The organism is Microbacterium sp. 2FI, assembly GCF_005502885.1.
Lineage (GTDB): Bacteria > Actinomycetota > Actinomycetes > Actinomycetales > Microbacteriaceae > Microbacterium.
In genome coordinates this window covers 218,329-239,738 of record NZ_SCMR01000003.1, presented here as the reverse complement: position 1 = coordinate 239,738, position 21,410 = coordinate 218,329, and the positions used below count along the sequence as shown (strand labels likewise).

General features: G+C 71.0%; 19 protein-coding genes and 1 tRNA gene. 9 read left to right on the top strand and 11 right to left on the bottom strand.

What is annotated here, in order from left to right; all coding sequences use genetic code 11:
- Window position 1: 1 nt before the first annotated feature.
- Window positions 2-73: transfer RNA gene (locus FFS15_RS05150), tRNA-Gln, on the bottom strand.
- 97 nt (window positions 74-170) lie between these two features.
- Here FFS15_RS05150 and FFS15_RS05145 point away from each other — a divergent pair.
- Window positions 171-674 carry a MarR family winged helix-turn-helix transcriptional regulator gene (locus FFS15_RS05145; RefSeq protein ID WP_137843928.1) on the top strand — a complete coding sequence of 168 codons (504 nt, stop codon included), beginning with the start codon at window positions 171-173 and terminating at the stop codon, window positions 672-674.
- 18 nt (window positions 675-692) lie between these two features.
- Here the strand turns inward: FFS15_RS05145 and FFS15_RS05140 are convergent, their stop codons facing one another.
- Window positions 693-2,510, bottom strand: a complete 1,818-nt coding sequence (locus tag FFS15_RS05140; protein ID WP_137843927.1) for an ABC-F family ATP-binding cassette domain-containing protein — start codon at window positions 2,508-2,510, stop codon at window positions 693-695.
- A 126-nt stretch (window positions 2,511-2,636) separates the two neighbouring features.
- Between FFS15_RS05140 and FFS15_RS05135 the strand changes: the two genes are divergently transcribed.
- The 3 genes from FFS15_RS05135 (at window position 2,637) to FFS15_RS18575 (ending at window position 4,876) form a co-directional block, all read left to right on the top strand.
- The gene (locus tag FFS15_RS05135) at window positions 2,637-4,322 is read left to right on the top strand and encodes an FAD-dependent oxidoreductase (RefSeq protein ID WP_137843926.1); all 1,686 of its coding nucleotides are present in this window, start codon (window positions 2,637-2,639) and stop codon (window positions 4,320-4,322) included.
- The gene (locus tag FFS15_RS05130; RefSeq protein ID WP_137843925.1) at window positions 4,319-4,609 is read left to right on the top strand and encodes a metal-sensitive transcriptional regulator; all 291 of its coding nucleotides are present in this window, start codon (window positions 4,319-4,321) and stop codon (window positions 4,607-4,609) included. Before FFS15_RS05135 ends, FFS15_RS05130 begins: the two co-directional genes overlap by 4 nt.
- Before the next feature lie 102 nt (window positions 4,610-4,711).
- Window positions 4,712-4,876: a hypothetical protein gene (locus tag FFS15_RS18575; RefSeq protein WP_171013086.1), complete on the top strand. Its 165-nt coding sequence runs from the start codon at window positions 4,712-4,714 to the stop codon at window positions 4,874-4,876.
- Window positions 4,877-4,958: 82 nt separating this feature from the next.
- Here FFS15_RS18575 and FFS15_RS05125 read toward each other — a convergent pair whose 3' ends face one another.
- The 7 genes from FFS15_RS05125 to FFS15_RS05095 form a co-directional block, all read right to left on the bottom strand.
- Window positions 4,959-5,870 carry an ABC transporter substrate-binding protein gene (locus tag FFS15_RS05125; protein WP_137843924.1) on the bottom strand — a complete coding sequence of 304 codons (912 nt, stop codon included), beginning with the start codon at window positions 5,868-5,870 and terminating at the stop codon, window positions 4,959-4,961.
- 34 nt (window positions 5,871-5,904) lie between these two features.
- Window positions 5,905-6,657, bottom strand: coding sequence for an ABC transporter permease subunit (locus FFS15_RS05120; RefSeq protein WP_137843923.1), 753 nt, complete (start codon window positions 6,655-6,657; stop codon window positions 5,905-5,907).
- The gene (locus FFS15_RS05115) at window positions 6,654-7,349 is read right to left on the bottom strand and encodes an ABC transporter permease subunit (RefSeq protein ID WP_137843922.1); all 696 of its coding nucleotides are present in this window, start codon (window positions 7,347-7,349) and stop codon (window positions 6,654-6,656) included. Before FFS15_RS05115 ends, FFS15_RS05120 begins: the two co-directional genes overlap by 4 nt.
- Window positions 7,350-7,352: 3 nt before the next feature.
- Window positions 7,353-8,171, bottom strand: coding sequence for an ATP-binding cassette domain-containing protein (locus tag FFS15_RS05110; RefSeq protein WP_137843921.1), 819 nt, complete (start codon window positions 8,169-8,171; stop codon window positions 7,353-7,355).
- A gap of 145 nt (window positions 8,172-8,316) precedes the next feature.
- Window positions 8,317-9,648: a GNAT family N-acetyltransferase gene (locus FFS15_RS05105; RefSeq protein ID WP_137843920.1), complete on the bottom strand. Its 1,332-nt coding sequence runs from the start codon at window positions 9,646-9,648 to the stop codon at window positions 8,317-8,319.
- Window positions 9,649-9,679: 31 nt separating this feature from the next.
- A complete protein-coding gene (locus tag FFS15_RS05100; RefSeq protein WP_137843919.1) occupies window positions 9,680-10,609 on the bottom strand; it encodes a 4-(cytidine 5'-diphospho)-2-C-methyl-D-erythritol kinase in 930 nt (309 codons plus the stop codon).
- The gene (locus tag FFS15_RS05095) at window positions 10,606-11,673 is read right to left on the bottom strand and encodes an aldo/keto reductase (RefSeq protein ID WP_137843918.1); all 1,068 of its coding nucleotides are present in this window, start codon (window positions 11,671-11,673) and stop codon (window positions 10,606-10,608) included. Before FFS15_RS05095 ends, FFS15_RS05100 begins: the two co-directional genes overlap by 4 nt.
- Window positions 11,674-11,779: 106 nt before the next feature.
- Between FFS15_RS05095 and FFS15_RS05090 the strand changes: the two genes are divergently transcribed.
- Window positions 11,780-13,366 carry a stealth conserved region 3 domain-containing protein gene (locus tag FFS15_RS05090; protein WP_137843994.1) on the top strand — a complete coding sequence of 529 codons (1,587 nt, stop codon included), beginning with the start codon at window positions 11,780-11,782 and terminating at the stop codon, window positions 13,364-13,366.
- Here FFS15_RS05090 and FFS15_RS05085 read toward each other — a convergent pair.
- Together FFS15_RS05085 and rsmA are read right to left on the bottom strand one after the other, a co-directional pair.
- Window positions 13,314-14,231 (bottom strand): phosphodiesterase, encoded by a 918-nt coding sequence (locus FFS15_RS05085; RefSeq protein WP_137843917.1) that lies wholly within the window; start codon window positions 14,229-14,231, stop codon window positions 13,314-13,316. The genes FFS15_RS05090 and FFS15_RS05085 overlap by 53 nt on opposite strands.
- A gap of 137 nt (window positions 14,232-14,368) precedes the next feature.
- The gene (gene rsmA / locus FFS15_RS05080) at window positions 14,369-15,214 is read right to left on the bottom strand and encodes a 16S rRNA (adenine(1518)-N(6)/adenine(1519)-N(6))-dimethyltransferase RsmA (protein WP_137843916.1); all 846 of its coding nucleotides are present in this window, start codon (window positions 15,212-15,214) and stop codon (window positions 14,369-14,371) included.
- Between the two features lie 178 nt (window positions 15,215-15,392).
- Between rsmA and FFS15_RS05075 the strand changes: the two genes are divergently transcribed.
- Genes FFS15_RS05075 through FFS15_RS05060 form a run of 4 tightly spaced genes read left to right on the top strand, consistent with a single transcriptional unit; the run spans window position 15,393 to window position 21,384 of the window.
- Window positions 15,393-17,120 (top strand): cellulose synthase catalytic subunit, encoded by a 1,728-nt coding sequence (locus FFS15_RS05075; protein ID WP_137843915.1) that lies wholly within the window; start codon window positions 15,393-15,395, stop codon window positions 17,118-17,120.
- Window positions 17,117-17,848 carry an HlyD family efflux transporter periplasmic adaptor subunit gene (locus FFS15_RS05070; RefSeq protein WP_137843914.1) on the top strand — a complete coding sequence of 244 codons (732 nt, stop codon included), beginning with the start codon at window positions 17,117-17,119 and terminating at the stop codon, window positions 17,846-17,848. Before FFS15_RS05075 ends, FFS15_RS05070 begins: the two co-directional genes overlap by 4 nt.
- The gene (locus tag FFS15_RS05065) at window positions 17,848-19,884 is read left to right on the top strand and encodes a glycosyl hydrolase (RefSeq protein ID WP_249353752.1); all 2,037 of its coding nucleotides are present in this window, start codon (window positions 17,848-17,850) and stop codon (window positions 19,882-19,884) included. Before FFS15_RS05070 ends, FFS15_RS05065 begins: the two co-directional genes overlap by 1 nt.
- A gap of 42 nt (window positions 19,885-19,926) precedes the next feature.
- The gene (locus FFS15_RS05060; protein ID WP_137843912.1) at window positions 19,927-21,384 is read left to right on the top strand and encodes a sugar porter family MFS transporter; all 1,458 of its coding nucleotides are present in this window, start codon (window positions 19,927-19,929) and stop codon (window positions 21,382-21,384) included.
- The last annotated feature ends 26 nt before the right edge of the window (window positions 21,385-21,410 follow it).

Sequence of the window (21,410 nt, the reverse complement as noted above, 5' to 3'; positions counted from 1 at the left end):
GCTCCGCCGCCAGGATTCGAACCTGGGCCTAACAGCTCCAAAGGCTGTCGTGCTGCCGTTACACCACGGCGGACCGCGGCGCACCCGGTCGGGAGCCGCCCGTCAAGTCTGCCAGACCTCGCGACACCCGCTCCTGCGCGCATCCGCCCGCGCCCCTCGATAATGGGGGGATGACCCAGGAGACCGACGAGGTCGACCGCATCGTCGAGGCGTGGGTGGCGCAGCGCCCCGACCTCGACTTCTCTCCCCTCGGCGTGCTCTCGCGCGTGGACCGGCTTTCGCGACACCTCGATCGGGCGCGCCGCGACGCCTTCCGCCGCAGCGACCTCGAACCGTGGGAGTGGGACGTGCTCTCGGCACTCCGCCGGGCCGGCGAGCCGTTCCAGCTGAGCCCGAAGCAGCTGCTCCAGCAGACGCTCGTCTCCAGCGGCACCATGACCAATCGCATCGACCGTCTCGTCGGGCGCCGGCTCGTGCGACGCGAGGCAGACCCGGGCGACGGGCGCAGCATCCAGGTGTTCCTCACCGAAGAGGGGCGCACCCGGGTCGATGCCGCGATCACCCGGCTCGTCGACGCCGAGGCGGTGCTGCTCGGCACGCTCTCGCGCGGCGACCGCGACCGGCTCGCCGGGCTGCTGCGCAAGCTCAGCCTGGGCTTCGATTCCGCCGACTGAGCCTCGTGATCCGGCTCGTCACCCGAGCTGCTCGGTCAGCACGAACCAGCGCTCCTCGACCTCGTCGCGCTCGGATTCGAGGGTGCTGATGCGGGTCATCTCGGCACCGATGCCGACGTAGTCGGCCTGATCGCGGTCGGCGAGGGCGGTCTTCGCCGCCGCGATCTGCTTCTCGAGCTTCTCGAGGCGCCGCTCGAGCGCCGCGACCTCCTTCTGGGCGTTGCGCAGCTCGGCCCCACTCAGGCCCGGTGTCGTGGACGAGGATGCGGATGCCGCCGGCACACCTGCCGGAGGGGCGTTGCGCTCGCGCTCGCGCAACCGCAGATACTCGTCGACACCGCCGGGCAGATGCCGCAGGTGCCCGCCGAGGATCGCGTACTGCTGATCGGTGACCCGCTCGAGGAAGTACCGGTCATGCGAGACGACCAGGAGGGTGCCCGGCCACGAGTCGAGGAGGTCTTCCATCGCGGCGAGCATGTCGGTGTCGAGGTCGTTCGTCGGCTCGTCGAGGATCAGCACGTTCGGCTGCTCGAGCAGGATCAGCAGCAGCTGCAGCCGGCGCTTCTGACCACCCGACAGGTCCTTGACGGGGGTCGACAGCTGCGCGCTCGAGAATCCCATGCGCTCGAGGAGCTGCCCCGGAGTGAGCTCCTGCGCCTTGGATCCGGCCCCGAACGAGTACGTCGTGCGCAGCTGCGCGATCACGACCCGCACCGGGTCGTCGAGGTGCTCGTCGAGTTCGTCGAGGCGCTGCGTGAGGGTCGCGACGCGCACCGTCTTGCCGCGCTTGACCCGCCCCGCGGTCGGTGAGACCTCTCCCGAGACGAGGCCCAGCAGGGTCGACTTGCCGGCGCCGTTGACGCCCAGGATGCCGGTGCGCTCGCCCGGCGCGATGCGCCACTCGAACGGATGCAGCACCTCACGCGCGGGCCCGCCGTCCGGCGAGGGGTACGACACGGCCGTATCGAGCAGGTCGACGACGTCCTTGCCCAGGCGCGAGACCGCGAGCGACTGCAGCTCGGTCTTGTCGCGGATCTCAGGCACATCCTCGATGAGGGCGTTGGCCGCGTCGATGCGGAACTTCGGCTTCGACGTGCGCGCCGGCGCTCCGCGGCGCAGCCACGCGAGCTCCTTGCGGGCGAGGTTCTGGCGGCGCGCCTCGATCACCGCGGACTGGCGATCGCGCTCGACGCGCTGGAGGATGTAGGCCGCGTAGCCGCCGTCGAAGGGCTCGACGATGCGGTCGTGCACCTCCCACGTCTTCGTGCACACCTCGTCGAGGAACCACCGATCGTGGGTGACGACCAGGAGTGCGCCGGTGCCCGTCGCCCAGCGGCGCTTCAGGTGCGCGGCGAGCCACGCGATCGCCTCGACGTCGAGGTGGTTGGTGGGCTCGTCGAGGAAGATCACGTCGTCGTCGCCGGTGAGGAGGGCCGCCAGCGCGACGCGCCGGCGCTGGCCGCCGGAGAGGCCCGTCACGGGTCCGTCCCACGGGATGCCGGCGAGGAGCCCCGCGATCACATCGCGCGTGCGCCCGTCGCCCGCCCATTCGTGCTCGGCCCGGTCGCCGACGACCGACTGCGCGACGGTGAGGGAGTCATCGAGGGTGTCGGCCTGGTCGAGAACGCCGACCCGCACGCCCCCGCGCACGGTGACACGGCCGGCATCGGGGGCGATGCGTCCGGCGAGCATCGCCATGAGCGTGGACTTGCCGTCGCCGTTGCGGCCGACGATGCCGATGCGATCCCCCTCGTCGATGCCGAGCGAGACGCCGTCGAAGACGACCTTTGTGGGGAACTCGAGATGCAGGGCCTCGGCCCCGAGCAGATGTGCCATGTCGTACCCAGCGTAGGTGCCGCCGGCGTCGCGGGCGGCATCGCGAGTTGCGCGGCGATACCCCCTGGGGTATTGTTACTCTCCATGGATCCCATACCCCCTGGGGTATCGAGAGAAGGAGAATCGATGCGCATCGTCATCGTCGGAGGCGTCGCCGCCGGAATGAGCGCCGCCGCGCGCGCACGCCGGCACGACGAGTCGGCCGAGATCATCGTGCTCGAGCGCGGCACCGAGGTGTCGTTCGCGAACTGCGGCCTCCCCTACCACCTGAGCGGTGAGATCGCCGATGCGGCATCCCTCCTTCTCCACACGCCGGACACCCTCCGGGCATCTCTCGGGATCGACGTGCGCACCGAGCACGAGGTCACCGCCGTCGACACGTTCGCCCGGACGGTCACGGCACTCACCGCCGACGGTGCAGACACCCTCGACTACGACGCCCTCGTGCTCGCGCCGGGCGCCGCGGCCGTGCGCCCGCCTCTTCCCGGGCTCGACTCCCCGCGCGTCCACACGCTCCGCACCGTCGGCGATGCCGTGGCGCTCCGCGAGCTCGTCACCGCGGGCGCTCGGCGGGCCGTCGTGCTCGGCGCCGGATTCATCGGCATCGAGGCCGCCGAGTCGCTGCGTCACGCCGGTCTCGATGTCGACGTCGTCGAACTCGCGCCGCACGTCCTCCCGCCGCTCGAGCGCGAGCTCGCGGCGCTCGTGCGCGCAGAACTCGCCGGCCTCGGCATCCGACTTCATGAGGGGGTCGCCGCGACCCGCGTAGAGCACTCCCCCGACGATGATCGCGTCACTCTCGGCGACGGGACCGTGCTTCCCGCCGACCTGATCGTGCTGTCGGTGGGCGTGCGCCCCGACACCGCCTTCGTCGAGGCCGCCGGCATCGCGACCCTCCGCGGCTCGATCCTCGTCGATGCCCACGGCCGCACGTCGGCCCCGGGCGTGTGGGCAGCGGGCGATGCGACGCTCTCGACGGATGCCGTCACCGGCGCAATGCGCGCGGTGCCGCTCGCCGGGCCCGCGAACCGGGCCGGGCGCCTCGTCGCGGACGACATCTTCGGCGTGACGGGCGCGCGCCGGGTCCCCGCCGCGATCGGCACCGCCATCGTGCGCGTCGGGAGCCTCGCGGCGGCGATGACCGGCGCGAACCGCGCGACGCTGGATGCCGCCGGTATCGAGTACCGCACCCTGCACCTGCACCCGAACCAGCACGCCGGGTACTTCCCGGGCGCCGCACCCGTGCACCTCGTCGTGCACATCGGAGCCCGCGACGGCCGCATCCTCGGGGCGCAGGCCGTCGGCACGGAGGGCGTCGACAAGCGCATCGATGTGCTGGCGACCGCCATCCGCGCCGGGTTGACCGCGCCCGACCTCATCGACCTCGACCTCAGCTACGCGCCGCCCTACGGACAGGCGAAGGATGCCGTGAACCTCATCGGCATGGTCGCCGAGAACGTGCTCGGCGATCGCCTGCGGCTGTGGCAGGCGGCCGACCTCGACGCCGTCACCGCCGAGGCACTCGTGCTCGACGTGCGCTCGCGCGTCGAGTTCGACTCCGGCCACATTCCGGGCTCGCTCAACATCCCCCACACCGAGCTTCGCGGGCGCCTCGACGAGGTCGCGGCCGCGGCGGCCGGACGACCGGTGAGGGTGCTCTGCGCCGCCGGCGTGCGCTCGAACATCGCCCACCGCGTTCTCGCCGGCAACGGCTTCGACTCGGCGTCGCTGTCGGGCGGTATCCAGACCCTGCGCGCCTGGCATGATGCCGACATCGACCGAACCCTCACGAAAGAAGGCGCCTTCGCATGATGATCACCGGAACCCCCGAAGAGCAGGCAGCAGCACGCAAGCGGATCCTCAACCGCCTGCGGCGCGCGCAGGGCCAACTCACCGGCGTCATCTCCGCCATGGAGGCCGGCGGCTCGTGCCGCGACGTCGTGACCCAGCTCGCCGCCGTCACCAGCGCTCTCGATCGTGCCGGATTCGCGATCATCTCGAGCGCGATGCGCGACTGCGTCATCGATCCCGAGGCCACCGAAGCCGCCGAGGGACTCACCGCGGAAGAGCTGGAGAAGCTCTTCCTGTCCCTCGCTTGACCCCTCCCCCGATCCCTCGCGCGATCTCTCGCCTGACCCCTCGCCCGATCTCTCGCGCGATCCCTCGCCTGAGCGCGAGCACCCGACCGAAAGGAACACCCCATGTGCCAGCAGACCACCTGCAGAACCTGCGGCAAGGCCACGTGGGCCGGCTGCGGCCAGCACGTCGAGCAGGCTCTCGCCGGCGTGCCGCGCTCGGCCCGCTGCCCGGGCCACGCCGACGAACCCGCCCCGCGCGGCTTCTTCGCGACGCTGTTCAGCCGCTGACGAACCGGTACGAGAAGGAGAGATGCCCCGCCGCCCGAATGGGCAGCGGGGCATTTCATCACCGGACGAGAGCGACAGCCCGTTACAGCCCGTTCGCTGCCAGCCACTCCGACGCGATGTCGGCGGGCGACAGCTGGTCGACGGTGCTCTGGACGTTCAGCGCGACCAGGCCCCCGGGCGTGAGCGCGGCGCTCACCGCATCGATCACATCGGCGATCTCGTCAGCGACCCCCGCCTGGACGACCGGGACGACGTTGGAGGCAAGGAAGAGCCCCTCGGGATCGTCGAGCACGACGAGGTCCTCGGTCTCGATGCGCGGGTCGGCCGTGTAGACGTTCGCGACGTTGACGTTGCCGGCGACAAGGTCTTCGACCGTCGTCTCACCCGTCGCCGAGAAGGCGACTTCGACGCCGTACGTCTCGGCGAGACCCGTCGGACCGTACGGGCGCTCGGCGAGCTCGGGCGGACCGCCGAGGGTCAGCGGCACATCGACGTTCGCGAGATCGGCGATCGAGGAGAGCCCGAACTCGTCGGCGAACGCCGCGGTGACCGTATAGGAGTCCTGGTCGCTCGCGGTGGACTGGTCGAGCACGGTCAGGCCCTCGGGAAGCGCCTCGAGGAGGGCGGCGTAGACGTCTTCCGGCGTGCGGGCAGTCGCCTCGGGATCGAAGAACTGCAGCAGGTTGCCGCTGTACTCGGGGAACAGCGTGATCTCGCCGCTCTCGATCGACGGCATGTACGCGTCACGCTGACCGATCTGGAACTGGCGCTCGACGTCGAATCCGGCGTTCTCGAGCGCCTGCGCGTAGATCTCGGCGATGATCTCGTTCGAGTAGTACGCCTGCGAGCCGACGACGATGGTGGCGCTCTCGGGAGCGGCGGTGTCTTCGGGGGTCGCGAGCGGGTCGCCGGAGGCGCAACCGGTGAGGGCGAGAGCGGCCACCGCGGTGACGACCAGTCCGCGGAGGAGACGCGTGCGGTGCACTGTGATCATGGTCTTTCTCTTTCTGTGGGGGTGGGAGTGAGGTTCAGGGACGGAGGGCCGGGGCAGGCTCCTTCCGCTCCGTGGTGTTCGGAGCGGGCTGCGGTTCGGATCGGCGCGAGGCGGGCGGGTCCGTGCGCAGTCCTCGCGGCACGGCGGCGCGCTGCGCCCACGCGAGGAGGGCGTCGAGCACCAGGGCGAGCACGGCGACGAGGATCGCCCCGCCGAGCACCTGGTCGAAGCGGCGCAGGGGGATGCCCTGGATGATCGGCCAGCCGAGTCCGCCGAGGTTGACGTAGGCGGCGATCGTGACGGTCGCCACGACCTGCAGCACCGCGGCGCGGAGGCCGCCGAGGAGCAGCGGAAGGCCGAGTGGCACCTCGACACGCCACAGGATCTGCCACTCGGTCATCCCGACGCCGCGCGCCGCATCGATCACGCGGCGATCGATCGCCTCGAGCCCGGTGTAGGCGCCGGCGAGCAGCGACGGGATCGCGAGCACGACGAAAGTGACGATCGCCGCCTCGGGCCGGTGGAGCACGCCGAACACGAGCACGAGCAGTACGAGCAGCCCGAACGACGGGATGGCGCGTGCAGCGCCGGAGAGAGCGACGGCGAACTCGCGCCCGCGCCCGGTGTGGCCGATGAGCCAGCCCAGGGGCACCGCGATCACGGCTGCGACGAGCACCGACACGGCGGTGTAGAAGAGCTGCTGACCGAGCAGGATCGGAAGCGCGTAGGGCCCCTCCAGCCGCTCGGGCGAGAAGATCCACGCGAACGCGTCGACGATGAGGTTCATGCCGTCACCGCCTCGGCGTTCGCCGCCGGGACCGATGCGCCGGCGCGCCGCGGCGTGCGCACGCGCCGGGTCCAGGGCATGAGCAGACGCCCGGCGAGCACCAGCACGAGGTCGAGGACCAGCGCGATCACGACGACGGCGAGGATGCCGGCGAGCACCTCGGGCAGGATACGGCGCTGGAGTCCGTTGGTGAAGAGGTAGCCGAGGTTCGTCACGCCGACGAGGATGCCGACGGTCGCCAGCGAGATGGTGCTCACGGCGGCGACCCGGAGACCTGCGAGGATCACGGGGCCGGCGAGCGGCAGCTCGACCGTCCAGAACCGTCGCGAAGCACCGAACCCGACCGCTGTGGCCGACGCTCGCACGGCATCGTCGACGGAGTCGAGTCCGTCGGCGACCGAGCGGACGAGGATCGCGATCGCGTAGATGGTCAGCGCCACGATCAGGTTCAACTCGCTGATCACGCTGTAGCCGAACAGGGTCGGAAGGAGGATCAGCAGCGCCAGCGACGGGATCGTGTAGAGCAGCCCGGTGACGGTGATCACCCACCCGCGCAGCAGCCGGTAGCGCCAGGCGACCCAGCCGAGCGGCAGCGCGAGGACGAAGCCGACGACGATCGCGACGAGGCTCTGGCGGATGTGGACCGCCGAGAGCCCGGCGATGAGGTCGAGGTTGTCGAGGATCCAGCCCACTGCTCAGCCGCCTTCGACCAGCACGCCCTGCGTGCGTCCGTCGGCGTCGACCACGACATCGCCGGTCGGGGTGGACTTCACCCGCAGCGCGCGCTTGCCGCGGTCTGTGCCGATGAAGCTCGCGACGAAGTCGCCCGCCGGGTGCTCGATGATCTCGTCGGGTGTGCCGGCCTGCGCGATGTGCGCGCCCTTCTCGAGGATCACGACCTGGTCGCCGAGCAGGAAAGCCTCGTCGATGTCGTGCGTGACGAACACGATCGTCTTGCCGATCTCGCGCTGCAGGCGCAGCAGCTCCTCCTGCAGCTCGGCCCGCACGATCGGGTCGACCGCGCCGAAGGGCTCGTCCATGAGCAGGATGTTCGGGTCGGCGGCGAGACCGCGGGCGACGCCGACCCGTTGCTGCTGGCCGCCCGAGAGCTGGCTCGGATACCGGTCGGCCATGGCGCGATCGAGCCCGACGGTGTCCATCAGCTCGAGCGCGCGGGCGCGGGCGTCGCGACGCGACGAGCCCGTCAGCACGGGAACGGTGGCGATGTTGTCGGCGACCGTGAAGTGCGGGAGGAGCCCGGAGTTCTGCATCACGTAGCCGATGCTGCGCCGCAGCTGGACGGGGTCACGACCGGCGATGTCGTCGCCGTCGATCTCGATGCGCCCGGCGGTGATGTCGACCATGCGGTTGATCATCCGCAGCAGGGTCGTCTTGCCGCATCCCGACGACCCGACCAGCACGGTCGTGCGGTGGGCGGGGATGACGAGGCTGAAGTCGTCGACGGCCACGGTTCCGTCGGGGAACCGCTTGGTCACAGCAGCGAACTCGATCACGCGGGCTCTCCCCTCGTCGGTGCACGGGCATGGGACTTCACGGTCGGGCGGCGCTGATTCACGCTACCCGACCCCTGAGACACGAGGGCCGATCTTGCGCACCCGGCGCCCGGCGGCTACGGTGCCGAGCCGAGCTCTGCCCGCGTCAGTACCAGAAGCTCAGCCGCGGCACGGTGTGCCACGAGAAGATCCGTGTCGTCGCCGCGGCGTCGCTCGATCGCGCGCGACCGGCTGACACGAGGGTCGCTGCCGACACGCCGCCGAGGTACAGGGCCGACAGCTCGGCGATGCCGATCGAGAGTGTCACCGCATCCGCCGGCTCGTCGGCTCCCTCCCACGCGGCCACCGCCCCGACCCCGTTCGCGTCGACGTCGAGCACGAAGCGTCCGCCGGCATGGCCCAGCGGGTCGTCGACCTCGAGCGCGACGACCCCTGCCGCGCCGAAGCGGCGAGCCTCGAGAGCCGACGGCACATCGAGGATGCGGACGTACTGGTGATCCCGGACGGTGACGGTCGCTGCGCGGTGGTCGGCGATCATCCAGCGGAGCGGCTCGTCGAGCGAGAGCTCGCTCGCGCGCACCTCGGCGACGAGGTCGAGCTCTAGGAGGAACCGCCAGAGCGCGGCATACGCGTCGTCGGTCTCGGCGAGCAGGTACGACACCGTCACCGTCGCCTTGGTGAAGTCGTCGTCATTCTCGCGCACGGCGTAGATCGCCACGCCGCGCACCTCGCCGGCCGCGTCGGCGTACTGCACCGCACGCTTGGCGCCCGCGTGCTCGGCGTGCGGCCAGGTGCCGGCGATCGCGTCCCACGCGGGCGGGTTCATCTCGATCTCTCCGGCGAAGCGCAGCCGGGAGCGGACGTGCAGCGGCTCGACGATCTCCCTCACGCGGGTGCGCGGGATGAAGTCGACGCGTCCGCCGGGGCGCGGGCCGATCCACGTCGCACGCCTCGTCTCGATGCGCCACGAGGTGCTGAACGCGGCGGGCGCGAACCCGTACCGCCCGTAGAGGGTGGATTCGCTCACCGTCAGCATCGCCATCGGCACGCCCGCGGCGACGGCGCTGCGCAGCTCGCCCTCGAGCATCGCGCGGGCGATGCCCCGGCGTCGGTGGGTCGGCGAGACGGTGACCGCCGAGATCGCGCACGACGGGATGCCGCGGCCTCCCGGCACGGCCAGCTCGCCGATCCACGAGGCGATCGTCGCCACCGGAGACTCCGCCATCGGCGCCGCGGCGTCGTACACCCCGGTCGCCCGGCGATAGCCGCTGCGCTCGCGGTTCGCCTCGATCTGATCGGCGGTCCGCTCGGCATCCTGGAATCCGCGCGCTATGACCTGAACCCACGCGGCGTACTCGTCACCGTCGTGGGAGACGAGGCGGTACCCGAGGCCCTGATCCGCCAGCCGCGCGGCGATCGTCGGGTCGACCGGTGCCGCCCGGTAGGCGTCGCGGTCGGGGGCCGTGTGCTCGTCCATCGTCTGCTCCTGGTTCGACTGCGGTGGGCGCTCAGACGCCCATGACTCTCGCACCCGGGACGGGTCCGTGCACGTGCAGCGCCTCGAAGCCCGCCGCCGACAGCGTCACCTGCAGCTCAAGCGCCGACTCGGCGCTTCCTGCGAGGAAGGCGAGCGTCGGCCCCGAGCCCGACACGATGCCGGCGAGCGCGCCGCTCGCGTCGCCGAGTTCGAGGGCGGTGCGCAGGTCGGGTCGCAGCGACAGCGCCGCCGCCTGCAGATCGTTCTTCGTGCGGGCGGCGAGGGCGGCCGGGTCCCCCGCCCGCAGCGCCTGCAGCACACCGGGATCGACGGCAGGTGCCTGGCCGGCGCGGCTGATGTCGGGATCGGCGCGCAGCACGTCGAGGTGGGCGTACACCTCGGGGGTCGACAGTCCCCCGTCGGACGGCACGATCACCCAGTCGAACCGCCCCTTCGCGAGCGCGGGGCTCAGCTGATCCCCGCGGCCGACGCCGACGGCCGTGCCGCCCATGAGCGCGAAGGGCACGTCCGCCCCGAGGCGCACGGCGAGGCGGTGGAGCTCGGCGCTTCCGAGATCGGCTCCCCACAGTGCGTCACATGCGACGAGTGCCGCCGCGGCATCCGCCGATCCCCCACCCATGCCGCCCGCGACCGGGACGTGCTTGACGATCTCGAGGTGCACGCCGCCCGTGTGGCCGATGCGCTGGGCGACCAGCCGCGCAGCGCGCACGGCGAGATTGCGGTCGTCGGCGGGCACGCCCGAGATGTCGACGGTGCCCGAGATCGCGATGGTGAAGTCGGCGGAGTGCTCCGCCCACACGTCCTCATACAACGACACCGCCTGATACGCCGACGCGACGTCGTGGTACCCGTCCTCCTGCACGGCTCCGACCGCGAAGAAGACGTTGAGCTTGCCCGGCGCGCGCACGTGCACGCGTTCGGCTGCGAAGGAGTGGCTCACAGTTGCGCCGATTGCGCCCAGAGATCGACGTCGATCGAGTCGGACAGCGCGTCGATACGCTCCTGCTCCTCGGTCGTGAACGCCGGTCCGGAGAGGGCGGCGAGGTTCTCGTCGAGCTGAGCGGGGCGCGACGCCCCGATGAGCGCCGAGGTCACCACGGGGTCGCGCAGCACCCACTGGATCGCCATCTGCGCGAGCGTCTGACCGCGCTCCTTCGCGATGACATCGAGCGAGCGCAGCGCCGACAGGCCCCGCTCCGACAGCCGCTGCGACGGCAGCGACCGGCGCTGCTGCGCGCGTTCGGCAGTTCCGTCGTTCAGGTACTTGTCGGTGAGGAGACCCTGCGCGAGCGGCGTGAAGGCGATCGCGCCCAGCCCCTCCTGACGGAGCACGCCGGTCAGTCCGTCCTCGACCCAGCGGTTGAGGATCGAGTACGCCGGCTGGTGGATCACGAGCGGCGTGCCGAGGCTGCGGGCGACGGCTGCCGCCACCGCGGTGCGCTCGGCACTGTACGACGAGATGCCGACGTAGAGCGCCTTGCCCTGACGCACGAGAGTGTCGAGGGCGCCGATCGTCTCCTCGATGGGGGTGACCGGATCGACGCGGTGCGAATAGAAGATGTCGACATAGTCGATGCCCATGCGCCCCAGGGACTGCTCGGCGCTCGCGAGAATGTGCTTGCGCGGCGCGAGGTCGCCGTAGGGACCGGGCCACATGTCCCACCCGGCCTTCGACGAGATGATCAGCTCGTCGCGGTACGGGCCGAAGTCCTCGCGCATCATGCGCCCGAAGTTCGTCTCGGCCGATCCGTAGGGCGGGCCGTAGTTGTTCGCGAGATCGAAGTGGGTGATCCCGCGGTCGAACGCATGGCGCAGCAGCGCCCGCTGGCTGTCGAACGGGATGTTGTCGCCGAAGTTCCACCACAGCCCGAGCGAGATCGGGGGAAGGTACAGGCCCGACGAGCCGACCTGCCGGTAGCCGGTGCCGACGTAGCGGTCTTCGGCGGCGGTGTACGGACGGTGGAGGTCTCCGACCTCGGCACGGAAGCGGGGCGCGTCGCTCATGATCCGAGGCTAGCGCGCGGACTGCGAAACCCCGCCGAAATGCAGACCGCATAGTGTTGCCCGGGCGCCCCGCGATCCGGTGGCGACGAAATCGAGGAGGTTCGCCATCGCATCCCTGTCGGCACTACCCCAGCAGCAGCACCCCGGAGCAGGCCTGCTCGAGCGCCCGGACGTGATCCTCGATCGCGGCATCCTCCACCTCGTCCACGAGATGACGACACCTCTCGACGCCCGCACCGACGACCTGCTCCTGATCGCCCGCACCCTCGAGGACGCGGGCGTGCGGGTGCTGCTCATCCGCCACGATCGCGCGGTCCCCGCCCTCGTCGTCGACGTCTCCGCGCGCGAGATCGCCTTCGAGGCGCTGCGCGAACAGCTGGCCGACGAGCCGCTCTACGTCAAGGCGAAGGGTCGCGCGCCGATCCTCGTGGCGGATGCCGCGGCGCCCGGCCCGGATCCGGCATCGCTGCGGCTCTATCGCCCGCGCATCACGCGCGGCCGGACGCTGCGCTACGGCGCTTCGCTCGGCGCGCGCCTGGAATTCTGGCGATTCGGCGAGGAGATCATCGAGGCACCCGCGGCCAACGCGCTGCTGCGCTGCAACACCCCCACGAGCGACATCGCGTTCAGCACGGTCGAGCGCGACGGGCGGCTGTGGGAGACGATCGACGGCATGTTCACGCCGCAGCCGGCGGAGTTCACCGAAGACGTCGACCTCGTCTTCTCGTGGGTCGACGGCTCCGCCAGCGACTTCCAGCGCCAGCGCGCAGCGCAGATGGCCGAGTACGTCGTCGGCGAGGGCGACGACGGCCCCGCTCGCTACCGGCACGTCGACGAGCTGCGGTACGCCCTCCGCAGCGTCCACATGTACGCCCCGTGGGTTCGTCGCATCTTCATCGCCACCGACTCCCCCGCCCCCGCGTGGCTGCTCGATCACCCCAAGGTCACGATCGCGCGCAGCGAGGAGTTCTTCGCCGACCCCTCGGTGCTCCCCACCCACAACTCGCACGCCGTCGAAGCGCAGCTGCACCGCATCCCGGGGCTCTCCGAGCACTTCATCTACTCGAACGACGACATGTTCTTCGGTCGCCTCGTCGAACCCGAGCTGTTCTTCACGCCCGCCGGCATCACATCCTTCGTCGAGTGCGAGGTGCGCATCGGCGCCGGCTCCCCCGCGCGCCACCGCAGCGGTCACGACAACGGGCTGCGCGTGAACCGCGAACTGCTGAAGGGCCGATTCGGCCGCACCATCGTTCGCGACCTCGAGCACTGCGCGACGCCGCTGCGCAAGAGCGTCATGGCCGAGCTCGAAGAGACCTTCCCCGACGACTTCGCGCGGACTGCGGCGAGCCGCTTCCGCTCGGCGACCGACATCTCGGTGACCAACAGCCTGTACCACTACTTCGCGCTGATGACCGGGCGCGCGATCGCCACCCGTGCCCCCCGCGTGCGCTACGTGCAGACGACGCTCGCCGCGTCACTGCAGCGCATGGAGCGGCTCGCCGAGCGCATCGACGTCGACATGTTCTGCCTCAACGACGGCGGCGAGAGCGAGGTGCCCGAAGAGCTGCGCGTTCAGGCGCTGCGCGCGGCGCTGGAGCGCATGTTCCCGGTGCGGGCGCCGTGGGAGCGCGTCGAGCTCAGTGAAGAACAGCGATCGGCTCGGTCGGGGCATCCGTCGGCGCGGCGCTGACAGGGGCGACCCCCGACGCGATCAGGCGCCTGCGGGCTTCCGACGCGTCGATGTGCTCGAGGATCTGCGGCGCATCGACCGGCACGACCGAGTGCACGACGGTGTCGTCGTAGAGGTGCACCAGGTTGAACGCCTGCGCGCCGTCCTGCGGGCGCGTGCCGCCGACGGGGACCGTGAGGTCCTGCGCGTAGCAGGTCGATGACGCCACCGAGACGGGGATGCCGGCGAACGTGGCGAACGTCGAGTAGTGCAGGTGCCCTGCGATGATCGCGCGCACGTCGGTGCCGCGGAGCACGGCTGCCAGGCGCGCCTGGTCGCGCAGCTCCACGCTCGCGGCGAGCGGCAGCACGCTCGGGACCGGCGGGTGGTGCATCGCCAGGATCGTGCCGAGCGGCGCGGGAGTCGCCAGAACATCGGCGAGCCACGCCAGCTGCTCGTCGCGCAGTTCGCCGTGGTGGTGCCCCGGAACGGACGAGTCGAGGGTCACGATGCGGAGGCCGTCGAGCTCGTCGACGCGGTCGACCGGGCGGAGGTCGGCCGGCTCGTCCATCAGCGCTTCGCGGAAGGCTCCGCGGTCGTCATGATTGCCCATGACCCACAGCACGCGTGCGCCGATCCGCGCGGCGAACGGCTCGACGAGCGAGCGGAGGTCGGCGTAGGCGCCGGGCTCGCCGAGGTCGGCGAGGTCGCCGGTGAAGACGACCGCGTCGGGCGCGATCCCGCTCGCCTCGATCGCCCGAAGTGCTCGCGCGAGGCGGTCGGCGCCGTCGACGAGATCGAACAGCCGCGAGCCGCCCGCGCGCAGGTGCGTATCGCTGATGTGCAGCAGCACCCGCTCGGGCGCCGGGTGTTCGGCGGTGCGCATGATCCTCTCCCCGCTCCCGCGGTCGAGACGAGAGCCACCCGAAATGTTACAGGCATGTTTCGCGGCGCTGGGAAAGGCGCGGTGGCGATCCGCACAACGGGTGGAGAACGGGCAGAGAACTATCGGATCAGGCGGGATCAGGCAGCGGCGGCCGCGATGCGCGCGAAGTCGTCGACCGACAGCTCCTCGCCACGGGCGGTCGGTGCGACCCCGGCGCGCTCGAGGATCTCGGATGCCGCGGCGGAGGATCCTCCGAGCACGCTCGACAGTGCCTGCCGCAGCATCTTGCGCCGCTGCTGGAAGGCCGCGTCGACGATCGCGAACGTGCGCCGGCGCTCGTCCTCGGTGCCGCGCGGGTCGGGATCGCGATGGAAGCCGACCAGCACGCTGTCGACGTTGGGCACCGGCCAGAACACCTGACGCGACACCGTGCCGGCCAGGCGCCACCGGCCGTACCAGGCGGCCTTGACGCTCGGCGCCCCGTAGACCTTGGATCCGGGCGGGGCCGCGAGACGCTCGCCGACCTCGGCCTGCACCATCACGACGCCGCGGTCAAGCGCGGGGAACGTCTCGAGGAAGTGCAGCAGCACCGGCACCGACACGTTGTAGGGGAGGTTCGCGACGAGCACCGTGGGGTCGCCGGGGAGTTCCGTGACCCGCAGCGCGTCGGCGTCGATGACCGTGAGCGCGCCGTCGGGGACGCCGTGGGCCGCCGCCGTGCGGGCGAGGCGCTCGGCGAGACGGTGGTCGATCTCGACCGCGGTGACCGTCGCCTCCGCCTCGAGGATCGCCAGCGTGAGCGAGCCCAGACCCGGCCCGATCTCGACGACGCGGTCACCCGGCTGCACCTCGGCGGCGTGGACGATCTTGCGCACGGTGTTCGCGTCGACCACGAAATTCTGCCCGAGCTTCTTGGTGGGCGTGACGTCGAGTTCGGAGGCGAGCGCGCGGATCTCTGCGGCGCCGAGGAGAGACACGGGCATGCGTTCACCCTACCCAGCGGCATCCAGCCAAACGTCACGCGACGTTCACACCGCCGGAACGCGCGGGTGCCGGTCAGGCGCGGAGTATGGAAGTGGAAAGTCCGGCGCTCGCCCGTCGGCTTGCCAGCACGGTGCCGCGCAGGCCCGCGCGGCAGGGCACCTGACCCGGAGGGACAGGATGACGGACACGACTTCCCGCACACACCTGACACGCTTCGACCGCAACGGCCGCCGAATCGAGGGCGGCGAGACCTCGGCGCTCTTCGTCCTCGTCTCGGTGGTGGCGACGCTCGGCGTCGTCGCCTACTCGCTCTTCCTCCTCAACCCCGACAACCGGGGCGATTTCCTGCCGTATTCGCTCGTGCTCATCGCCGAGACGATCCTGGTCGTCCAGGCGCTCCTGTCGATGTGGACGATCCTGGCCTCGGGCTACGATCCGCGCGATTTCCCGTACCACGAGGCGAAACGGCTGCTCATGCCGAGCGCCCCCGACGGCGACGACACCATGCGCCTGGGTGACCGCGATGTGCTCGTCGACGTCTTCATCACGGTCTACGGCGAGGATCTCGACGTCGTTCGGCGCACGGTCCGCGCCGCGGTGGCCCTACGCGGCGCGCATCGCACGTGGGTGCTCGATGACGGGCGATCGGATGCCGTGAAGGCGGCCGCCGCCGAGCTCGGCGCCTGGTACATCCGGCGCCTGAGCCCCAACGGCGCGAAGGCCGGGAATGTCAACCATGCCCTGTCGATCGCCAAGGGCGAGCTGTTCGCCGTCTTCGATGCGGACTTCGTGCCGCATCCCGACTTCCTCATCGAGACCGTTCCTTTCTTCAACGACGCGAACGTCGCGTTCGTGCAGACGCCGCAGGCGTACGGCAACCTCCACACCGTCATCGCCCGCGGCGCCGCGTACATGCAGACCGTGTTCTACCGATTCGCCCAACGCGGCCGCAACCGCTTCAACGCGGCCTTCTGCGTCGGCACGAACGTCATCTTCCGCCGCGCCGCGATCGACGACATCGGCGGCATCTACACGGATTCGAAGTCGGAGGACGTGTGGACGGCGCTCACCCTCCACGAGCGGGGGTGGCGCTCGGTGTACATCCCCGACGTCCTCGCCGTCGGGGATGCCCCCGAGACGATCGAGGCGTACAGCAAGCAGCAGCTGCGCTGGGCTACCGGTGGATTCGAGATCCTGCTGACCCACAACCCGCTGAGTCCGCGCCGCAAGCTCACCGGCGACCAGCGCATCCAGTACTTCGTGACGGCGACCTTCTACCTGACGGGAATCGCCCCACTGCTCCTGCTGCTCGTGCCGCCGCTGGAGATCTACTTCGACCTGCGGCCGATGAACCTGACGATCACGGCACTCACGTGGGCGATCTACTACGCCGGCTTCTACGCGATGCAGATCGTGCTCGCGTGGTTCGTCGTCGGCTCGTTCCGCTGGGAGACGCTCACCCTGTCGACCGTGTCGTTCCCGATCTACACGAAGGCGCTGTGGAACGTGCTGACCGGCAAGGACGTCGGCTGGCACGTCACCGGCACCGCATCGCAGCGCTCGCCCTTCAACTTCATCGTGCCGCAGCTGCTGTTCTTCGTCTTCCTCGCCCTCACCTCGGTGGTGGCGATCTGGCGAGACGCCAACGGCGGCGCGCTGTCGCTCGCGACCGCATGGAATGTGACGAACACGCTGATCCTCGCCGCCTTCGTCGGCACCGCGATCCACGAGCACCGCGCGGCGCGCAGGCCCCGATCCGCAATGCCCGCGACACCCGCGCCGGAGGACGAGGCGCCGGCCCTGATCACCATCGTGGCGCGGCCGCTGCCGGCCGCACGGGAGGAAGAAGCTGATGCGGTACCGGCAGTGCCGGCATCGCGTGCACAACGAGGAGGTGCCTCATGACCTGGGCCAATCGCTTCCGCCTGTTCTTCGGCCTGGTGGCCGTGCTCATCATCGTCGGCGCATGCACCGTCGCGTTCAACCAGCGCCAGTTGCGGGCCGACAGCACGACCGCGTCGTTCGCCGCGGAGCAGATCTCGGTCGGCAGCGTCTACGCCGGCACGATCGTCGAGCAGCTCGTCGAGCCCGGTGACGACGTCGAGGCCGGCGAGATCCTCTTCCGCGTGCGCAGCCCGATGCTGGCGCGGGATCTCGCCGCCGAGACCGTGACCGCCGACGACCTCGGCGTGGCGGTCGCCGCCGACGGCACGTTCGATGTCGTCGCGACGGTCGACGGCACGGTCTCGGAGGTGCACTCGCCCGTCGGCGACTTCGCTCAGACCGGCGAAGTGCTCGCCGACCTCGACCGCGCCGGGACCCTGACGGTGGTCGCCGAATTCTCACTGAGCCCCCGCGACTACGGCCGGATCGGGATCGGCACGACGGTGGAGATGACCCTCCCCGACGACCGCACGATCCGCGGGCTCACCACCGACATCGACGTCGACACGCTCGACGGGCAGGCGATCGCGTCGATCACGATCGAGAGCGCGGGACTCCGGGCGCACACGATCGACGGCCTGTACAGCCCGGGAACCCCCGTGCGCGCGTCGCTGCTGCTGCGCGACGACGGCCCGCTCGCCGGCGTCTCCGATGTGGTGCGCGACTTCTTCTGGCGGATCGGCCTGTGATGCGGGGGCCGGCCCGGCGGACGAGGCAGCGGGCCCTCGGCATCGCCGTGGCGACGGGCATCGTCGCCACGATCGCGGCGTGCGCACCGACGACCGCGCCGCCCGCCACGACCCGTGGATGGCAGACGCCCGGTGCGTCGACGGATGCTGCGACAGAGGTCGCCGCGCTCCCGGTCGACCGCATCGCGGCCGACGTCGCCTCCCGCACGGCGGACGACCTGGCACCCCCGACGAATCGCTGGTACTCGGGGATCGCCTTCGAGACGCCCGAGCGGATCTTCCCGTTCCCGCTCGCCCTCGACCTGACGACCGCGTCGTTCGCGGTGTCGCTGCCCGGCGTCGCGGTGTCGCCGACGACGATCGCGACCGCGGAGGCGCCGGCGATCGGCGTCGGAGTCCCCGCCGACGACTACACCGTCGTCGCGGCGGATCCCGTCTCGGTGACGGTGCGCTTCACGAACGCGGGCGCACCCGTGGGCGATCTCACGACGGCATCCGGGTGGCCGGTCGTCGCCTTCACGGCCGCGACAGCGGTCGATCTGACCGCCGACACGACTCTGACCGCCGCGGGAGAGGGCGCCTGGACGGCGACCATCGGCGAGCAGGAGTTCGGGCTGCGGGCACCCGGCGCGGACGTGGCGGACGGCATCCTGAGTCTCCCCGCCGGAGCCACCGCGCAGTGGTTCGCCGTCCCCGCCGACTCCGATGCGTCCGCGTGGGCCGCCGCGCTCGACGACCCGATCACGGGTGTCGACACGTCGTACTCGACGAGCGACGATTCGGTCGCGACCCGCCTTTCGTACGCGGGCACGGACGCGACCGTCGTGGTGCCGCTCCCCGGGCGCGAGCCCGACGCCGGCTGCGACCTCGGCACGTTCGCGACGATCCACGGCACTGCCTCCGCCTGCGCGAGCACGACGCTGGAGTGGTCGGTGCCGCGCCGCGACGCCCTCGGCGCGTACGACCTCGACGGGCTCGACGGCAGCGCGCGCACCGCCCTCGCCGAGCAGATCGCGGCCGACCTCGCTGCGACCGAGCCCGTCCCCGCCGACACGTACTTCGGCGGCAAAGGGCTGGCGCGGCTGGGAGACCTGCTCGGGATCGCGCGGTCGATCGGCGACGAGGACCTCGCCGACCGGATCGCGGACCGGCTCGCCGACGAGTTCGCGCCGTGGACGGATCCGGACGGCTGCACAGACCGCGACGAGCGCTGCTTCGTCTACGACGACGCACTCCGTCTCGTCGTCGGTCGCACCCCGTCTTTCGGCGCCGAAGAGGGCAACGACCACCACTTCCACTACGGCTACTTCCTCGCAGCCGCCGCCGCCCTCGTCGAGGCGCGACCCGACAGCGGCGACGCGCTGGCGCCCGTCATCGACGCGCTCGCCGCCGATATCTCCGCCGGGGCTCCCGACGAGGCGCTGCCGGCGCTCCGCGTGTTCGATCCGTATCAGGGGCATTCCTGGGCGTCGGGGCTCTCCCCCTTCGCCGACGGCAACAACCAGGAGTCGAGCTCGGAGGCGGTGGCGGCCTGGAACGGCCTGGCCCGCTGGGCGAGCGCGCGCGGCGACCGCGGCCTCGAGGCGACGGCGCTGTGGCTGCTGTCCGCCGAAGCCGACGCTGCGCGCACGCAGTGGCTCGCGCCCGATCTCGCCGGGTTCGCCGGCTACGAGCACGAGATCGTGTCGCTCGCGTGGGGCGGCAAGCGCGAGTACGCGACGTGGTTCAGCGCCGAGCCGTCGGCGATCCTCGGCATCCAGGTGCTGCCGATCGGACCGATCGCGCTGGACTACCTCGCCGGCGATCCCGAAGGCGTCGCGAGACGAGTCGCGGAGGCGGGTGGAGATGCCGCGTTCGACGGCGCATTGGGCGAGTACGTGCTGGCGTACTCGGCGCTGGGCGACGACGACGCGCGCGCGCGCGCCGCGGAGATCGTGGAGGGACTGGATGCCGATTCCCTCGACGACGGCACCTCGCTCTCGGCCATCCTCGCGTGGCTGGCGGCGGTCGATCTCGCCGGTGCGGGCGCGCGGTGAGCCGCCTCGACCGCGCGGAGCGCCGCCGATAACGTCGTCTCCATGAACACGACCGGCAGCATCCCGGCGGACGCCTTCTCGATCCGCAGCGCCTTCGGCCGCCGCGCGATCGGCCTGTCGGTCGCCGCCGCCGTCGGTGGTTTCCTCTTCGGTTTCGACTCCTCGGTGATCAACGGCGCCGTCGACTCGATCTCGCAGGACTTCGCCATCAACGACGTTCTCACGGGGTTCGTCGTGGCGATCGCGCTGCTGGGCTGCGCGGTCGGCGCGATCCTCGCCGGGAACCTGTCCGACCGCTGGGGGCGGCTGCGGGTGATGTTCATCGGCGCCCTGCTGTTCTTCGTCAGCTCGCTCGGCGCCGGCCTCGCCTTCTCGGTGTGGGACCTCGCGCTCTGGCGCGTCGTCGGCGGCCTCGGCATCGGCATCGCCTCGGTGATCGCCCCCGCCTACATCGCCGAGATCGCGCCCCGGCAGATCCGCGGTGGCCTGGCCTCGCTCCAGCAGCTCGCCATCACGCTCGGCATCTTCGCCGCCCTGCTCTCGGACGCCCTCCTCGCCGGTGCCGCCGGGGGTGCGGACAACGTGCTGTGGCTCGGACTCGAGGCGTGGCGCTGGATGTTCATCGTGGGCGTCATTCCCTCGGCGGTCTACGGAATCCTGGCCTTCACGCTGCCGGAGTCGCCGCGCTTTCTGCTCGCCAAGGGTCGCACCGACGAAGCGCGCACGATCTTCGCGCAGCTGGTTCCCGAGGCCGATCTCGACCACACCATCCGCGACCTGCAGACGGCGATCGAGTCCGACCGCAAGAACGCCGGCGTCTCCCTGCGGGGGCCGGTGCTGGGCCTCCAGCGGATCGTGTGGGTCGGCATCATCCTGTCGGTCTTCCAGCAGTTCGTCGGCATCAACGTGATCTTCTACTACTCCACGAGCCTCTGGCAGTCGGTGGGCTTCGACGAGAGCAACTCGTTCGCGATCAGCGTCGCGACCTCGGTGACGAACGTGCTGGTGACCCTCGTCGCGATCTTCCTGGTCGACCGCGTCGGCCGCAAGCCGATCCTGCTCACCGGCTCGGTGATGATGGCCCTGTCGCTGGGGCTCATGGCCATCGCGTTCCTGTTCGCCGTGACCGATTCCGCCGGCGAGGTCGTCCTCCCCGCACCGTGGGGCCCCATCGCCCTCGTCGCCGCGAACGTCTTCGTCATCGGGTTCGGCGCCTCGTGGGGCCCGTTGGTCTGGGTGCTCCTCGGCGAGATCTTCCCGAGCCGCATCCGCGGCAAGGCGCTCGGCGTCGCCGCAGGCGCGCAGTGGATCGCGAACTTCCTCATCACGATCTCGTTCCCGGCGATGTCGTCGTGGTCGCTGCCGCTCACCTACGGCATGTACGCGACGTTCGCCGCACTGTCGTTCTTCTACGTGCTGCTGCGGATCCCCGAGACGAAGGGCATGGACATCGAGCAGACCGAGACCCTCTTCACCCACAAGGGCGCGAAGACGGACTGATCGGGGCGCTGTCGTCAACCCCGCAT

Coding starts and splice junctions, on each gene's coding strand:
- FFS15_RS05145 (WP_137843928.1), top strand. CDS start 171: ATGACCCAGGAGACCGACGAGGTCGACCGCATCGTCGAGGCGTGGGTG.
- FFS15_RS05140 (WP_137843927.1), bottom strand. CDS start 2,510: ATGGCACATCTGCTCGGGGCCGAGGCCCTGCATCTCGAGTTCCCCACA.
- FFS15_RS05135 (WP_137843926.1), top strand. CDS start 2,637: ATGCGCATCGTCATCGTCGGAGGCGTCGCCGCCGGAATGAGCGCCGCC.
- FFS15_RS05130 (WP_137843925.1), top strand. CDS start 4,319: ATGATGATCACCGGAACCCCCGAAGAGCAGGCAGCAGCACGCAAGCGG.
- FFS15_RS18575 (WP_171013086.1), top strand. CDS start 4,712: ATGTGCCAGCAGACCACCTGCAGAACCTGCGGCAAGGCCACGTGGGCC.
- FFS15_RS05125 (WP_137843924.1), bottom strand. CDS start 5,870: ATGATCACAGTGCACCGCACGCGTCTCCTCCGCGGACTGGTCGTCACC.
- FFS15_RS05120 (WP_137843923.1), bottom strand. CDS start 6,657: ATGAACCTCATCGTCGACGCGTTCGCGTGGATCTTCTCGCCCGAGCGG.
- FFS15_RS05105 (WP_137843920.1), bottom strand. CDS start 9,648: ATGGACGAGCACACGGCCCCCGACCGCGACGCCTACCGGGCGGCACCG.
- FFS15_RS05095 (WP_137843918.1), bottom strand. CDS start 11,673: ATGAGCGACGCGCCCCGCTTCCGTGCCGAGGTCGGAGACCTCCACCGT.
- FFS15_RS05085 (WP_137843917.1), bottom strand. CDS start 14,231: ATGCGCACCGCCGAACACCCGGCGCCCGAGCGGGTGCTGCTGCACATC.
- rsmA (WP_137843916.1), bottom strand. CDS start 15,214: ATGCCCGTGTCTCTCCTCGGCGCCGCAGAGATCCGCGCGCTCGCCTCC.
- FFS15_RS05075 (WP_137843915.1), top strand. CDS start 15,393: ATGACGGACACGACTTCCCGCACACACCTGACACGCTTCGACCGCAAC.
- FFS15_RS05070 (WP_137843914.1), top strand. CDS start 17,117: ATGACCTGGGCCAATCGCTTCCGCCTGTTCTTCGGCCTGGTGGCCGTG.
- FFS15_RS05065 (WP_249353752.1), top strand. CDS start 17,848: ATGCGGGGGCCGGCCCGGCGGACGAGGCAGCGGGCCCTCGGCATCGCC.
- FFS15_RS05060 (WP_137843912.1), top strand. CDS start 19,927: ATGAACACGACCGGCAGCATCCCGGCGGACGCCTTCTCGATCCGCAGC.